Below are 17,393 nucleotides of genomic sequence, written 5' to 3' on the forward strand. Positions count from 1 at the left end.
GAAAGCTAGGTGTTCAAATGCTGAAAAAAATATTAAGGAAAATAGATGAGCGGTTCTCTTTATATGCGATGGCGAAGATCATCGGAGTCTTGATCATTTTGTTTCTGCTCATGCAGACACAGCGCATTTGGGGAAATTGGATGAGTATTGCTTATAGTGTTTTACAGCCATTCTTATATGGCTTTGCTTTGGCGTACATCATGAATCCGCTTGTTTTATATATGAAGGCAAAAGGGTTAAATAAAAATTTCAGTATCTTACTGCTATGGATCATCATTTTGGTGATTTTGGTGATATTGATTGTCTTATTGCTGCCTATGCTATATGCGAAAATCAATGAATTCATTTCTTCCTTGATTCAAGGTGTGCAATGGATCAGCTTTAAGATTAAAGAAATTGGTAATCTAAAAGATTTCTCACTTGTGAATAGTCTAACCGACAATATCATTAAATTGCTGGAAGCTTATGATGATTGGATGCCGGGACTTGTATCAAGCCTGCCATCTTGGATGAGTACGATTTTGGATTATGTGACAAATATTTTATTTACGATCATCATTGCCATTTATATGCTGTTTGATTTTGACCGTATGAAAGGTTATGTGAAAAAAGCTTTTCATTTGTTTATTCCAAACAGTGATATTTATTTACATGAGATTGATGAAAATGTTACGGTTTATTTAAAAAGCATGGCCTTATTGATTTTGATTCGTTTTGTTGAATATTGTGCCTTTTATTACTGTGTCGGTCATCATGACTGGCTGATTATTGGAATCATTTCAGCACTTGGCGCGGTAATCCCTTATATTGGCGGTACTGTGGCAAATGCTATCGGTATTTTGACCGGGCTGACACTTCCATCAAGCAATTTGGCAGCCTTGATCATTGGTATTATCGTATTAAGCAACGTGGATAACTATGTCATTTCGCCAATTGTTCATGAGAAACGAAGTGCATTAGGACCGTTAATTACGTTATTTGCGGTATTTGCCGGAGGAGTTATTGGCAATGTCGTCGGCATCATGGTATCTGTACCACTTGTGATTGCTATTAAAACAACGAGTGAATTGTATCAACAACGTCATGAACATAGCACCTTTAATCAGGCGATGAAAACAGAAATAGACGATACACCATCTACATAACACCAAGAAGAGGATGCATTTCCTCTTTTTTTTATCCTGTTACCCTGTTCTAGTTGGTTATGTTTTTGCATATGCTGTATTGTAGGAGGGATGATATGAGCGATCTGAATGATGTAAGAAAACGTATACGTAAACGAAGAGGAACACAAGCAACAGAAAAGGAACACTCATTCTCCCTATTTCGCCTGTTTTATCATACGGTGATGCTGGCAATGGGGATTTGTGTGGTCGTGTTGGCGTTAATGTTAAATGCCAAGCTGAAGCTGATCGAGATGCCGGCATATATTCAAAATTTCAAATTGGATTCACTGACACAATGGATACCTTTTGATAATTGGTTTTCTTTAAAAGAAGAAGCTGTCAGTGCTGCACCTGCCTATACGCCAATCAAGGATAATCAATATCAAAATGGCACAAATAGTGCATATGCGGTTTTTAATGGTGTAGTACTGCATGTACAACGGAGTGATTCTGGAGAATGCAGTGTATCTTTAAAACAGGATAATGGTGTTGTGACAACCTATGGACATTTAAAAGAAGTCAATGTAAAGGCTGATGAACGTATTCTGAAAGGGAAGATGCTAGGCACGTATGAAAATCATATAACGATTGATTTTCTAAAAGATAATAAGGAGATTTCCTATGAAAAAGGTCTTGCGGAAAATTCCGTTTAGTATATCCATTTTATGGTTGCCATATCTGTTCCTATTACGGATCGTACCTATGCAAAAAATCGTTCTGTATATTTTTATGATGTTGACCATTCATGAGCTGGCGCATATTTTGATTGCCCGGCTTTTTCATTATCCAATTCGAAAAATTATCATATATCCTTTTGGTTTGGCCGCTCAAATATCTTATATTGGCTATGGCAGCTTAATCAAGGAAACACTTATATTAGCAGCCGGTCCATTCACTCATATGTTACAGCCATTGCTTCTTTCCTTTCTGTATCAACAAGGTGTTTTATCACTGGCATTTTATACGTATCTGTTACAGATCAATGCCGCATTGCTTGTATTTAATTTATTGCCGATTTATCCTTTGGACGGAGCACGTCTGTTACAAAATTTTTTGCATTGCTTTTTTCCGTTTCAAACTGCGAATCGCATTTGTTATTTCGGCAGCTTTTTGCTGTTGCTTTTCTTTATGTGTTCTTCTTTTTGTAAGGGTATTTCGATGTGGTTATTGTGCATCTGTTTACTATGTGAACAATATGTCGCTTGGAAAAATTTGCCTTGTGATACACTGCGTTTCTATCATTATCGTTTGCTGCACCCAATCCCTTATCCGCCTCTTTTCCATGAGCATCATGACTTATATCGGGGACGCTATAATATCTTAAAATGTTCGCGCGGATGGATGAAAGAGGAAGAGTGGCTGAAGTCGTATTTCTTTGAAAACAGGAGTAGGCGATAGTTGCGAATTATGTTATAATTTGAGGCAAGGAGGCATAGACCTTATGAAAAAGAAATTACTATTTGTTTCCTTGCTGAGCATTCTTTTAGTAAGCGGTTGTGAAGAAAAAACGCCAAGTGTTGCAACCACTGTATATCCAGTACAGTATTTAGTAGAACGCATTGGCGCTGATAATGTAAAAAGTCAGGATATAAGCGAAAATACAATGATCCAACGAGCACAGATCAAAGCGAATTATAAGGATATTCTAGCATCTGCAGATGCATTGTTTTACATTGGCTCCTTAGAGCCTTATATGCAGATGTATGCGGATGATATTCGTAAAGAGACGGATATGGTAGATTTGGCTACTAAAAGTGCCATCTATAAATTTCAACGATATACAACGACCTATGTAAATGATGTCAGTGCTATCGTAGAGTCGCCTTATTATGAAGGAGAAAGTTTTGACAGTGTAGAAACTTATGATAATGACCCTATGTTGTGGATGGATCCGGTTGCCATGACCAGCATGGCGAGTGATATACGCGATTATCTGGTTGATAAATATCCGGTATATCAGAAGATCTTTGATGAAAATTATGATCAATTGGAAATGGATCTTGCTCGTTTAGATGCCGATTTTCAAAGTATTCACGATCAGCATAAAAATATTGCTTTTGTATCCATGACGCCAAGTTTTGGAAATTGGCAGAAGTCTTATGGTATAGAAGTATATCCGGTCATTTTATCAAAATATGGTGCCTTGCCAACCAAGGATCAGTTAGAAATCATAAAAAAGCGTATTCGAAATGATCATGTGCGTTATATGGCAATGGAATCTAATTTGCCAGAAGATATGGTAAGGCTCAGAGAAAAATTAATCCAGGAGCTTGGTTTAATTCCCGTTGAGTTAAATAATGTATCCAGTTTAAAAGAAAGTGATCAAAAGGCTGGAAAAGACTATATGTCGATCATGTATAAAAATTTGGAAACCTTAGAATCCATTGCATCGTAAAAGGTCAACACGACCTTTTTCTTGCGTTTGCTGTAATACTATGCAAATTAAGCATGTTCCATTCGCTCTCATGGATAAGGATATAAAGAAGAAGATGTAAAGGCATTGCAACATGTTTTGTTTAGAAATGCATCATGAAATCATAAAAGAAAGATTCATTAAGAAGCAAAGATGTAGTGGATTGTCATATAAAAAAGAGCAATCAGCAGTGTTATAGCAGGATAAAGTTTTCTTACTTTCCAAGTAGAAAGCGTGCTAGAAGTGCTATGACGTGGTAAAATAATCAAGAAAAGATAAAAATGCATGCTATCGAAAGCAATGTAAATAAATATGGAGGAGCTTATGAAAAAACTATTATTAATTGATGGAAATTCCATGCTGTTTCGTGCCTATTATGCAACCGTATATGGACGCATGATGAAAACCAGCAATGGAATACCGACAAATGCAGTATATGGCTTTATCACAATGATTAATAAAGCCTTTGATATGATACATCCGGATATGGTGTTAGTGGCTTGGGATAGTGGAAAACCAACCTTTCGCCATGAAACTTATACGGAGTATAAAGGGACACGTAAAGAATTAGATCAAGAATTGATCGTGCAGTTTCCAATTGCTCGTGAATATTTGGATGCGTATGGTTTACAGCGTTATGAATGCGATGGTATTGAGGCAGATGATATCATAGGCTGCATGGCACGACAGCATCCTGAATTAGAGATTCATATTTTATCAAGTGATCGAGATTTATTACAATTGATTGATCCTACGACCGATGTCTATCTAATGAAAAAAGGTATCAGTGAAATTGAGGTCATGAATGAAGAAAAATTGATGGAGACAATGGGGATTAAGCCTTCACAGATTATCGATTTGAAAGCATTGATGGGAGATAGTGCAGACAATATCCCAGGGGTAAAAGGTATTGGCGAAAAGACAGCATTAAAACTGTTAAAGGAATATGATACCGTTGATAATGTTTATGCTCACATTGAGGAAATCAAAGGAAAACTGAAAGAAAAATTGGAAACAGATAGGGAAAAAGCCTTTTTATCAAAATATCTGGCAACAATTAAAACCGATGAAACCTTGCCTATTGATATTACAGCGTTGATGCTGCAGCCTCCCAAAGAAGAACTGCATGATTTTTATATAAAATATGAAATGAATAGTTTTGCAAAAAATACACGTAAAAAAGAAGAGGTAACGCGTGATGGAACCTATGCAGTAGTGCAAAAGATATCAGAAGCATTTTATGATGGACATAGTGTTGTTTATGCAGATATCGATAATGAAAATTATTATGATGCTACATTATATGGTTTTGCATTAAGCAAAGAAAATAAAAATGAATACATCACTTTAGAAGATGCAAGAAAAGATCCGGCGTTTTTACAGTATCTAGCTACAAAAAATGACAAGGCGGTTTATGATGCGAAAAACTTCTATCATGCTTGTCATAAAAATAACCTAATCGCAGCAGATGTGAACTTTGATATTATGCTGGCAGCCTTTTTAGTTGATCAAACCATTTCTGATTATGAGAAGTTGGCAGAAAAATATCACTTTGATCAAAGTATTCATAAAGAGGATATCTATGGCAAAAAAGGGAAGCCAAAACTCATCGATTTTGCGCAACAAAGCAAATATGCTATGTTGCAGGCAGAAAATTTATATAGTATTGTAGCTTTATTAGATGAAACCTTGCAAGAAATGGAAATGAAGGATTTGTTTGATACAATTGAGATGCCATTAACGCGCGTATTGTATGCCATGGAAAAAGAAGGCGTATATTGTGATAAGGCAGTTTTACAAAAAATTGCCGATGAAACAGAAGCTAAGATCAACGCGTTAAGTTTGCAGATTTATGAAATAGCAGGGATGGAGTTCAATATCAATTCACCTAAGCAGTTGGCATCTGTATTGTATGATGAATTAGGTTTAAAGGCAGGCAAGAAACGTAGTACAGCAGCCGATGTCTTAGAAAAACTTGTGCATGTACATCCAATCATTCCTCTGTTGTTGGAGCATCGCAAATATCAGAAGATTTATAGTACATATGCAATCGGTTTGGCAAAACATATTTTGGCAGATGGGAAAATACATACGCTTTTCAATCAGATTCAGACACAGACGGGACGATTATCGTCTTCAGAACCTAATTTACAAAATATATCCGTACGTAATGAAGAAGGAAAAGGTATCCGCAAAGCCTTTGTGGCAAGTGAGGGACATGTTCTGTTATCTGCTGATTATTCACAGATTGAATTGCGGATGTTGGCACATATGGCAGATGAGGAACAGATGATCGATGCGTTTAACCATGATATCGATATTCATACCAAAACAGCCATGCAAATATTTGATGTTTCACATGATGAAGTAGATGCCAATATGCGTCGCAGTGCGAAAACCGTGAATTTTGGTATTGTCTATGGACAAAGTGATTTCGGTCTAAGTGAGCAATTGGGCATTTCACGGAAAGAAGCTCATACCTTTATTGAAAAATACTTTGCTTCCTATCCGAAGATCAAAACCTTTATGGATGCGACTATTGCTTACTGTGAAGAACATGGCTATGTGAAAACATTATATAATCGACGTCGTTACATAAAAGAGATAGCAGATAAAAATTATATGATGCGTGAATTTGGAAAACGGGCGGCTATGAATGCACCAATACAAGGAAGCGCTGCAGATCTGATTAAAATGGCGATGATACACATCTATCAAAAAATGCAGGAAGAAAAGGTGAAATCGCGTATGATTTTACAGATTCATGATGAGCTTATCTTTGATGTATGTGAAGATGAAATTGATAAGATGACACAAATTGTAGAAGAAGGCATGCAAAATGTTATGAAATTAAAAGTACCGCTCATTGCACAAGCAAATATCGGCAAGAGTTGGTATGATGCAAAGTAGGTGAAGATATGCCAGAATTACCTGAGGTAGAAACTGTAGTCAGGACCTTAGAACATCAACTGGGCAATGTGACGATCAAGGATTGTCATGTATTATGGGATAACATTATTGCTTATCCTACACCCCAAACGTTCTGTGCACAGATCAAAGGCAAAACGATTCAGCATTATGAACGTTATGGTAAGTATTTATTATTTGATTTAGGTTCCATGATGTGGATTGCCCATATGCGCATGGAAGGGAAGTTTTATATTCAAAAAAGTGATGAGCCTTATGATAAGCATGTGCATGTGCTGTTTGATTTACAGGATGGCAGACAATTGCGCTATCATGATACTCGCAAATTCGGCAAAATGTATTTATATGAGAAACGTAAGGATATCCATCAGTATCCATGCTTTCAAAATATTGGCTTAGATGCCTTTGATGAACGTTTAACACCCACTTATTTATATCATGCATTACATAAACGAAAGATCGTATTAAAAGCTGCTCTACTGGATCAAAGCGTAATTGCAGGAATTGGTAATATTTATGCTGATGAAATTTGCTTTGCACTAGGTATGCATCCAGAAACTAAGATTTATCATTTACGAAAAAAAGATTTTGAACGGCTGTTGCAGGAAACGAGAAGAATCTTACAGGGGGCTATTCGTTATGGAGGTACGACAATACGTTCTTACACCTCAAGTCTTGGCGTGGATGGAAGGTTTCAATTGAAATTAAAAGTACATGCGAAAAAAGGAGAGAAATGCCCGGTATGTCAAGGAGAAATCAAAAAAATAACAGTAGCGACCAGAGGTACCTGTTATTGTCCGACATGCCAGCGAAAACGATGAAAAAAATAGGTTTGACCGGAGTGATGGGAGCTGGTAAATCCAGTGTGATCGCAATATTAAAAGAAAAAGGTATTACCGTTTTAGATTGTGATGCTATCAATGCGAAGCTCCTTGAAAAAGGAGAAGAAGGTTATCTTAAGCTAATAGCGACTTTTGGTAATCAATTGCTAGATGAGCATGAAGAGCTTGATAAACAGCTCATGAGTGATTTAATTTTTAAAGATCCTTTACATAAACAACAGGCTGAAGCCATCTTGCATCCCTTGATCAAAGCCAAAATTGAGCAGGAACTCTTATTACATGCGGATGAGAAAATCGTTGTTGTTGAAGTACCATTGCTATTTGAAGTAGGTTGGGAAGCCTTTTTTGATGCTGTATGGGTCGTGGCTTGTGAAAACTCGCTTTTATTAGAACGTTTGATGAAGTATCGTCATATATCACAAGCAGAGGCGAAGCGACGCTTAGCACATCAAATGTCGCAAGAAGCTAAGATAGCGAAAGCGGATGTTGTTTTGTATAATAATTCGAATAAAGAAAATCTGGAAAGGCAGATTTGTGATATACTGAAAGTAATTAGGAGGTGATGCTGTGGGGGCTATGACGAAATGCCGCATTGAAGTCATCGGCGAAATGACACAGGAACGCCATGCTGCGTTTGTCATGCTGTATTATCCTTTGATTGGTCAAGATGCAGCGATACTTTATAGCACCATGGTTGCCATTGGCACAAGAAACCAAAAAATACGCAATCATCTCTTGATAGAAAAAATCAGTGGTCTCAGCAAAGAGGTCATTGAGAAAAATCGCCATATTTTGGAACAATATCTGTTAGTAAAAACGTATTATCGTGCTGTTGATGATCAATATGTTTATCAGGTATTCATGCCAAAAGAAGGTAATACATTCTTACGACATGAGGTGTTTGGCCGTTTATATCTTAAACAAATGGGAAAACAGGTATATGAATTCAATAAACTGTGCTTTGCTCATGATTTGGAAGATAAGGAAGAATATCAGGAAATCACCATGCCTTTTGAAAATATCATTAAAGATCAGTGGAAAGACAGTGAAGAAGAGAATTTTCAGAAATTAAAGCCAGATGAGGATGATATGCAGCGGATGAGCGATATTCCATTAAGTTTCAATTATGATCGCTTTTTAACAGGATATTCAAAAACACTGTTTCCGCTTACCTGTCGCAATCAAAAAAATCTTCGCTTAATTGGAGAATTGGCCACTATTCATGGTATTTCAGAAATGGATATGCGAAAATATGTATCGCAAAGTATGAATTTAAAAGATAATACATTAAATGCCGAACTATTGAAACGTAAGGTGCGCAATGCCAAACGCAGTGTTATGGTTGATCTTGATGTGAAAAATCCATATGCTTTACCACCGGTGCGCTTTTTACAAAGTAAGCAGCATGGGATTGAAGTTAGCCGCAGTGATGCCTATTTGATAGAAACGCTAATCACTGATTTTAAGATGAAACCAGAAGTTGTAAATGTATTGATTGAATATGTATTGGAAAAAACAAATCAGCGTTTCAGTAAGTCATATGTTGAAAAAATCGCTAGTGTTTGGGTACGTTTAAACATTGATACGAGTGAAAAAGCATTAGCACATATTAAGGAAGAAGAACAAAAACCAATTAAAACAAAGAAGAAGGAACTGCCGGAATGGTTTCAACAAGAGGATGAAGGCAGTGAAAAGGCTAACAAGACGGTAGATGATAAAGAATTAGAAGAGATGATGGAGCGACTGCGAGGTGAATAATGATGGAACCTGTGGAGTTTTCCTTCACATTAAGTGAAGAACAAAAAAAAGCAAAACAAAAGCGTGTGGCTGCTCTTATAAAGCAACCACAGATTAAACAATGGCTGAAACAGTATGATCAAACTGCTGCTTTTGTCGAAGCACATAGTGGAAGATTTCAAGATTATTGCGATGTAATGAAGAAATGTGAGCATTGCCAGGGCATAAGCTTTTGTCGTCAACCGATGACAGGAACACGTATGGAGTTACGCTATGATGGTATCTTACAAAATGTACTGGTGCCTTGTCATTATCAAATCGAACAACAAAAGTTATATGCGCATGAAAAACAATATCGCCAATGTGATATGCCACAATCCTATTTATGTGTGGATCTGGCAAAACTGGATCTAAAAGAAGAAAGCGGTGAATATAAAGGCGTTGTCATGCAGGTATTGCAGACCATCATGGATGAAGATAGCTCAAAAGGGTTATACTTATGGGGGAAACCGGGAGCAGGGAAAAGCTATTTAGCCGCCGGTATGTGTAATTATTTTGCGAAAAAAAAGCGTAGTGTATCTTTTGTCAATGTACCAAAGCTCATATCTGATTTAAAAATGATGTTTCAAGAACCGCTAGCTATGGAAGCAAAACTGGCTAGTATACGGCATGTAGATGTTTTAGTTTTGGATGATATTGGTGGAGAAAGTGTTACCTCATGGAGTCGTGATGATATCCTATTGCCTATCTTAGATGGGCGTATGGAAGGTAAGAAATTAACAATTTTTACAAGTAATTATCGGATGCAGGAATTAAAGGAAAAATGGGCACTGGGTAATGGAAAACAGATGGAGCCAATGGCTGCAGAACGGCTTTTAGAGCGAATTTCTACATTATCAACTGAAATTTTTGTAAAAGGTAATTCAAGAAGGAAATAAATGCTAGTAAAAATTGTAAGAAAATGGTATCATAATAACCGTGAATGGAGGAATTTTTATGGTAAAACGCATAGGTGTTTTAACTTCTGGTGGAGATGCACCGGGAATGAACGCAGCAATTCGCGCCGTCACAAGAGTTGCACTGAACAGTGGAATCGAAGTCTTTGGTATCTATGATGGATACAAGGGTATGGTAGAGGGATATATTGAACCTTTAACAAAAGCCAGTGTCGGTGAGATCATCGATCGCGGCGGAACGATTCTAGGCTCTGCTAGATTGCCGGAATTTAAAGATCCGGATGTACGCGAAAAAGCAGTGCAGCAGCTGAAAAAACGTGGAATAGAAGCAATCGTTGTTATCGGTGGTGATGGTTCCTATCGTGGTGCTTTAGCACTGACTGAAATGGGTATTAATTGTATCGGTTTACCTGGCACAATTGATAATGACATCACTTGTACGGACTTTACGATTGGTTTTGATACAGCCTTAACGACAATAGTTGAAGCAGTCGATAAATTGCGAGACACATCAAGCTCTCATCATCGATGCTCCATTGTTGAAGTCATGGGAAACCGCTGTGGTGATTTGGCCATTTGGTCAGGCATTGCGTGCGGTGCTGAAATCGTTATTACATCTTCAACCGGCTTTGAGGAAGGCGAAGTGCTGGAGAGATTGCGTGATTTAGATTTGATCAAAAAGAAACGTCATGCAATTGTTGTGATTTCAGAAAAAATTACCGATGTTCACCAATTTGCCAAGAAGGTAAGTTTAAATACCGGGTTTTCCGGCAGAGCCACCGTGTTAGGCCACGTACAGCGTGGAGGATCACCAACACCGACGGATCGTGTGTTAGCGAGCCGTATGGGTGAAAAAGCAGTTGATTTGCTGATGCAGGGTATTGGAGGACAATGTGTCAGCATTAAAGACAATCAGATTATTGCAGTTCCTATTGAAGAGGCATTGAATACGCCAAGAGAATCACGTAAGAAGTTGCAGAATCTGTTTGAGCGTCTGGTATAGCATATAAAAGGTAAATAGGTTATTAGGAAAGGAAACAGTTTATGATTGAAAACAGAAAAACTAAAATTATTTGTACGATCGGGCCAGCATCCGAAAGCAAAGAAATGATGACGAAGCTGGTTGAAAACGGTATGAATATCATCCGTTTGAACTTCTCTCACGGGGATTATGAAGAACATGGTAACCGTATCAAAAACATTCGCGAAGTTGTTAAAGAAACAGGAAAGAATGTTGCAATCTTATTAGATACAAAAGGACCAGAGGTTCGTTTAGGTGACTTTGAAAATGGATCTGAAACGTATGAAACAGGAGAAATTATTACCATCGTACGTGAAAAAATGTTGGGAACACATGAAAAATTCCACATTCAATGTCCAGAAGTATTTAACGATGTAGAAGTGAATGGAACGATTTTAATTGATGATGGTAAATGCCGTCTGACAATTCTTGAAAAAAGAGAAGGCGAATTAAAATGCCGTATCGAGAATCCACATACATTGAAAAGCAGAAAAGGCTGTAACTTGCCAGGAGTGCGTTTAAGCATGCCGTTTATTTCTGCAAAAGATGATGCTGATATCCGTTTCGGATGTAAAATGGGTGTTGACTATATCGCTGCATCTTTTACTAGACGTAAAGAAGATGTGTTGGCAATCCGTAAAATTCTTCGTGAAGAAGGAAAACCAGATATTCAGATTATTCCAAAAATCGAGAATCAAGAAGGTTTCGATAATTTAAGAGAAATCTTAGATGTTGCGGATGGTGTTATGGTTGCCAGAGGTGACTTAGGTGTTGATGTTTCATTGGAATTAGTACCAATTTATCAGAAACAGATTATTAAAACGGCAAATGAAATGGGAAAACCAGTTGTTACAGCAACACATATGTTAGAAAGTATGCAAGGAAATCCACGCCCTACACGTGCAGAAGCAAGTGATGTTGCCAATGCTGTGTTAGATGGAACAGATGCAATTATGCTGAGTGGTGAATCAGCTGCCGGCGCTTATCCAATTGAAGCTGTACAGACGATGGATCGCATTGCTAAGGTGATGGAACCAACGTTACCATATCGTGAACGTTTAAAAGCAAGTATTAAAACTTCACAGCGTACAAAAAATGATGCAATCGCTATTTCTGTAGCAGATACAGCTATGGCATTGGATGTTGCTGCGGTAATTGCTTTTACACAGAGTGGTACAACGGCACGCCGTATTTCTAAATTCCGTCCGGAGGCACCAGTAATTGCTGTTACTTTCGATGAAAAGACACAACGTTCATTAGCTATGAACTGGGGTGTTACAACTGTTCTTTCTGAAATTGCAAATAATCAGAACAATGAATGTGAACTGGCACGTGCAATTGCTAAAGAACATGGAATCAAAGTTGGCGAAACAATTATTATAGTTGCGGGATATCCTGTTGGAAATGGTGCAACAAATACCATGAAGATTATTGAAGTAAAATAAATTGACTTCTAGACATGCATAATTCGTGTGTGTCTTTTTTTTGCGAGTTTTTTGCCAGTGAATTGCAAGTTTTCTGCACATCTTTCCATGTTACAATGATAATGTCAAAAAGTGTTCAGGCTGAGTCATGAAGATTTTATAAGAATTTTATTATGGAAATTATATTATAGAAAAGTAAGGAAATATGATATAGTGATGGTATAGGAGGGAGAATATGAAAAAGTTGAGATATCTTTTCATTTTATGTGTGTTCTGTATTGGCTGTACACCAGAGCTTGATGTAACGATAAATGACAACATCGTTATTGAGTATGGTCATGCGATTCATAAGAATGTTTTGATTGATGCTAAGAAATCGAACAAGAATGTGAGCGTTTCTAAGATTGAGGATCTAGATATTAATAAAATAGGACGACAAGAAGTGAAAGTTACATTTACAGATGGAAGCAGAACTCTTGAAAAACAAATGGTGATAGATGTTGAGGATACCGCATATCCAATCATAAAGTTTAAGAAAAAAGTTGTTACTCTAAATGCAGGCGAGAAATACGATGTTAGAAATAATATAAAAACTGTAAAAGATCCTGTAGATGGTGATTTAGCATATAGTGATAAGAAAACTGAAAAGAATGGTTATTATATAGATAGCGGCAAACTGAACACAAAAAAAGCAGGAACCTATGAAGTGATGGTATTTGCAAAAGATGTAAATGGTAATGAAGCAAAAGAAAGCTTCAAAGTTGTGGTAAAGAAAAAGAAGGTTGTGAGACCTGTAAGTGAACCTACAAATAATGGAGTTAGCAATTCTAATACATCGAATGTTTCGGGACAGTCTAATAACAACAACACCAATATTACAAACAATACGAATAAATCTAATGAATCAAATAGCACAAATAAGGCACCTGCTAAGAATGATACGTCTTCTTCAGGAAATAAAACGGATAAACCTTCCGGTAATAAGAAAGATGATGGGAAATTATGTCCGTTAGGAAAAGATCCTTACAAACCTTGTAATGCGATTTTGAATTATAAAGGAGGTTATGGTGTTTATCCAACGATAGAAGCTGCAATGGATGATGGCGAAAGACTGGCATTAGATAGGAAAAGTCCATACTGGATGAAGGGTTTTACTGCCGGTCCTTTATTTAATAATATAAATCATGTCCAAGCTTATACAATCTTTTGGGATATGGAACATTAAACTTAGAAAAATAAATTAAAATATTATGTATATGTAAAGAGAGCAATCGCTCTCTTTTTCTATTGCTGCAAGGAGGAAAATAAATAACATGTACTATTTTAGGATGAAACCACCATAGCCCGGCATTGCTGGGCTTTTTGAATGAAAGAGGGTTACAGAGATAAGCAATAAAGGAGGAAATGTGAAATGGGCTTATTAGACAAATTAAAAAAATTGCCAAAACTAGCCTTGGCAGGAACGGTGTGTTTGACAACGATGTTAAATAATAGTGCCCCTATACATGCTGCAGGAAATACATCATTAAAGTATATGGATGGTTGGAGTATGGCTGGTGAAGCGTATGGACAAGGTGCTATGCTATATCGTGATGGTGAACATGTGTACTGTATTGAACCAGGGGTAGGATATCCAGAAGGAGTATCTTATGGGATACACGATATAGATAAAACTTTATCTCAAACATTAATTAAAAAGCTATCCCATATCTCTTATTATGGTTATGGCTATAGTGGTAGAACCGATAAGAAGTGGGCAGCCGCTACACAGAATTTGATTTGGGAAAAGGTCTTAGGTTATCGCCGTGACTATATTCAGGTTAGTGGTGAGAGTATGACTTCTCTTGAAAATCAGATCATGGATGATGTTAATGATTATTACACAAAACCATCATTTGATAGTAATTCTTATACTTTAGATATTGGTGAATCAATTACCTTGACTGATACAAAAGGAATTTTATCTAAATATAACGTAAAATCAAGTGATGGATTGAGCGTGACTAAGAGTGGCAACAAATTAACCATTACTGCAACTGCATCTGCGAAAGATAATTCAGAAATTATCTTATCAAATGTACCATCATCAAAACAAGGAGATTCCATTATGTATTGGGATGGTGTTGCAGGTCATCAAAAGACGGCAGTATTTTTGGTGAATGACCCTACTTTTGCATATATTGATGTAAAGGTGAATAAATATGGCTCTCTTAAACTTGCTAAAATAGATGAAGATGGGAATAAAGTAGCAGGTACCAGTTTTAAGGTATCTAAAAATGAAGATATGAGTTCTTCTGTAGGTACTTATACAACCGGAGAAGATGGAACAGTTACTGCTAATGAATTACTTCCAGGCAAATACTACATTCAAGAAACAAAAGTTCCTAATCATCTGATTTTAGATAATACAATCCATTCAGTTACTATTGAAGCTAATAAAACAGCTACTTATACAGCTACAAACAAATGGAAACAAGGCAAATTAAAATTACGGAAATTTGATAGTAAGAATGGAAAACAAATCGAAGGTGCTACTTACGGTATCTATAATGAACAAAACCAAGAATTACAGCGTTTAGTTACCAGAGCTACAGGATATGCAGAATCTGGCTATCTACGCTTTGGTAATTATTATGTGAAAGAGATTGCTTCTCCTGAAGGATATGTCTTAAATTCAACAAAATATCCTGTGACGGTTTCAGAAAATGAAGAAGTTATCACCATTAATGCAGAAGATAAACCAATTGAAGGCTATATCGAAATTAAGAAGAAAGATAGCTTGAATGGTGCATCTATCGGTGGAGCAATCTATGGCATTTATGATGCTGACGGAAAAGAAGTGCAACAATTAACGACAAAAGCTGGTACTTATGTAAGATCTAAAGCATTAACTTATGGAAGTTATACCATAAAAGAAATCGTAGCTCCAGAAGGATATGTATTGAGTACACGTACTTATAATGCCACAATCAAAACTGAAGATCAAAATAGCCAAGTCACAGTTGAAGATAAGCCGATTGAAGGATATATTCAGGTAGTGAAGAAAGATAGTAAGTCAGGTAAGACAATCGTAAAAGCACATACCGTGTTTGAAGTATATAGGGCATCTGATGACTCTTTCATTGATACCATCACTACAAATAGCGCTGGTAAGGCTAAAACGGATCTATTGCGTTATGGTGATTATTATTTGAAAGAAAAAACAGCACCTTATGGTTATGCGTACTCAGAAACCAAAATTAAGTATCAGATACGTGAAGAAGGAAAAACTTATACAGCGGAATTTGCTAATGTACGAACACCTGGAAAGATAATGATAAGTAAGGAAGATAGTAAGACAGGGAAGCAGCCATTGGGTGATGCTACTCTTGCGAATGCGATTTATGGTATCTATGCAAAAGACAATATCTTGGATCCAGCAGATGGTGAGATTCTTTATAAGCCAGATGATAAAGTGGCTACTATGACGACGGATGCAGATGGTAATGCATCAAAAGATGGTTTATATCTAGGTGCTTATTACATTAAAGAAATTACTCCAAGTAAAGGCTATACTTTAGATACTACAACATACAATGTTATTCTTGACTATGTAAATCAAAGTGAAGCAATCATTACCAAGAAACAGACTGTTTTAGAAAGAGTGAAAGCACAAGCATTTGAACTTATTAAAATATCAGATCATGGGTCTGGGGAGACTGATCTATTAGAATGTGCGGAATTTACAATCAAATTAAAAGCAGATGTAAATAAAGCTGGTTCATGGGATAAAGCACCAATTGCGAAAAATGCAGAAGGTAAAACCGTAGCTATCATGAAAACTGATCAGAAAGGCTATGCATTAAGTGATGAATTACCTTATGGAGAATATATCGTAAGAGAAACAAAGGTACCTGATGAGCATTACAGGATTGACGACTTTACGGTTATCATAAAAGAAGATAAGCGAGAACCACAAACGTGGCGTATTTTCAATGATAAGAAATTCCATGCTGTGATATCTATCATCAAACAAGATGCGCAGACACAAAAAACCATTGCTGTTTCTGGCGCAACCTTTAAGATAAAAAACTTAGATACTAATTCATATTTTGGTTATTGGGAATGGAATCCTTTCCCTCATTATGTTGATAGTTGGACAAGTGATGAAAGTGGTACGGTAATGACTGGAGATGTTTTAGAACCAGGGAATTATCAATTAGAAGAAACTAATGCTCCAAAACCTTATTTGGTAAACACGACACCCGTAAAATTTAAAGTCAGTTCCAATGTGGCGTATGAAACATTGCCAGATGGTACAACTCCTGTTATTTGCATCATCATGAAAGATATCTCGGTTAAAGGGAAAATAAGCGTAGAAAAACAAGGAGAAGTTTTGACTGATGTAAAAAAAGATGGTAAAGGAAATGTACAATTTGTATATGAAACAAGAAAGTTGCCAAATGCTCAATTTGCAATATTTGCTAAAGAAGATATTTTTGCTCCAGATAACAGCGGGACACTTTTGTATAAGAAAAACCAATTAGTGGAAAGCATTAAAACCGATAAAAACGGTATGGCGCATTCTAACTTGTTACCACTTGGAAACTACATGGTGAAAGAACAGCAGGCGCCAGAAGGATTCATACAAACCAATGAAGTACATGATGTTTCTCTACAATATGAAACCCAAGAGGTGCCTATTGTGTTTGCTTTGGCGGGTATGTTTGAGAATAAACGGCAGAAAGTTCATCTTGATGTACAAAAACTTGATAAAGATACGAAACAACCTTTAGCAAATGCAGAATTTAAACTGTATGCCATGCAAGATATCGTATCGGTAGATGGCAAAATGTTAATTCGCAAGGATGAATGTATTGAAACTGCGACGTCATCAAAAGATGGAAAAGTACCAATAATAAGTGAT

The 17,393-nt window shown here is 36.7% G+C and carries 13 protein-coding genes; all 13 read left to right on the forward strand.

The window, feature by feature from the left end:
* Window positions 1–17: 17 nt before the first annotated feature.
* A complete protein-coding gene (locus AC1VS3_RS06575; RefSeq protein ID WP_008687928.1) occupies window positions 18–1,145 on the forward strand; it encodes an AI-2E family transporter in 1,128 nt (375 codons plus the stop codon).
* A 95-nt stretch (window positions 1,146–1,240) separates the two neighbouring features.
* Window positions 1,241–1,819, forward strand: a complete 579-nt coding sequence (locus AC1VS3_RS06580; RefSeq protein WP_008687931.1) for a M23 family metallopeptidase — start codon at window positions 1,241–1,243, stop codon at window positions 1,817–1,819.
* Window positions 1,788–2,564 carry a site-2 protease family protein gene (locus AC1VS3_RS06585; RefSeq protein ID WP_008687933.1) on the forward strand — a complete coding sequence of 259 codons (777 nt, stop codon included), beginning with the start codon at window positions 1,788–1,790 and terminating at the stop codon, window positions 2,562–2,564. Before AC1VS3_RS06580 ends, AC1VS3_RS06585 begins: the two co-directional genes overlap by 32 nt.
* 43 nt (window positions 2,565–2,607) lie before the next feature.
* Window positions 2,608–3,561: a metal ABC transporter substrate-binding protein gene (locus tag AC1VS3_RS06590; RefSeq protein ID WP_008687935.1), complete on the forward strand. Its 954-nt coding sequence runs from the start codon at window positions 2,608–2,610 to the stop codon at window positions 3,559–3,561.
* Window positions 3,562–3,903: 342 nt separating this feature from the next.
* Window positions 3,904–6,489, forward strand: a complete 2,586-nt coding sequence (gene polA / locus AC1VS3_RS06595; RefSeq protein WP_008687937.1) for a DNA polymerase I — start codon at window positions 3,904–3,906, stop codon at window positions 6,487–6,489.
* 8 nt (window positions 6,490–6,497) lie between these two features.
* Complete coding sequence (gene mutM / locus AC1VS3_RS06600; RefSeq protein ID WP_008687938.1) at window positions 6,498–7,328, forward strand: DNA-formamidopyrimidine glycosylase; 831 nt, start codon at window positions 6,498–6,500, stop codon at window positions 7,326–7,328.
* Window positions 7,325–7,912, forward strand: coding sequence for a dephospho-CoA kinase (coaE, locus tag AC1VS3_RS06605; protein ID WP_008687939.1), 588 nt, complete (start codon window positions 7,325–7,327; stop codon window positions 7,910–7,912). Before mutM ends, coaE begins: the two co-directional genes overlap by 4 nt.
* Window positions 7,913–7,925: 13 nt before the next feature.
* On the forward strand, window positions 7,926–9,107 hold the full coding sequence (locus AC1VS3_RS06610; protein ID WP_008978542.1) for a DnaD domain protein: 1,182 nt from the start codon (window positions 7,926–7,928) through the stop codon (window positions 9,105–9,107).
* Entirely contained in the window at window positions 9,107–10,024 is a 918-nt protein-coding gene (locus AC1VS3_RS06615) for an ATP-binding protein (protein ID WP_008687941.1), read from the forward strand. Before AC1VS3_RS06610 ends, AC1VS3_RS06615 begins: the two co-directional genes overlap by 1 nt.
* Window positions 10,025–10,082: 58 nt before the next feature.
* Window positions 10,083–11,045 carry a 6-phosphofructokinase gene (pfkA, locus tag AC1VS3_RS06620; protein ID WP_008687942.1) on the forward strand — a complete coding sequence of 321 codons (963 nt, stop codon included), beginning with the start codon at window positions 10,083–10,085 and terminating at the stop codon, window positions 11,043–11,045.
* 41 nt (window positions 11,046–11,086) lie between these two features.
* Window positions 11,087–12,508, forward strand: a complete 1,422-nt coding sequence (gene pyk / locus AC1VS3_RS06625) for a pyruvate kinase (RefSeq protein ID WP_008687943.1) — start codon at window positions 11,087–11,089, stop codon at window positions 12,506–12,508.
* Between the two features lie 214 nt (window positions 12,509–12,722).
* A complete protein-coding gene (locus AC1VS3_RS06630) occupies window positions 12,723–13,712 on the forward strand; it encodes a hypothetical protein (RefSeq protein WP_008687947.1) in 990 nt (329 codons plus the stop codon).
* 186 nt (window positions 13,713–13,898) lie between these two features.
* Window positions 13,899–17,393: SpaA isopeptide-forming pilin-related protein (locus AC1VS3_RS06635; RefSeq protein ID WP_481275554.1), on the forward strand; the 3,495-nt coding region annotated here is incomplete at its 3' end.

The organism is Longicatena sp., from assembly GCF_982403165.1.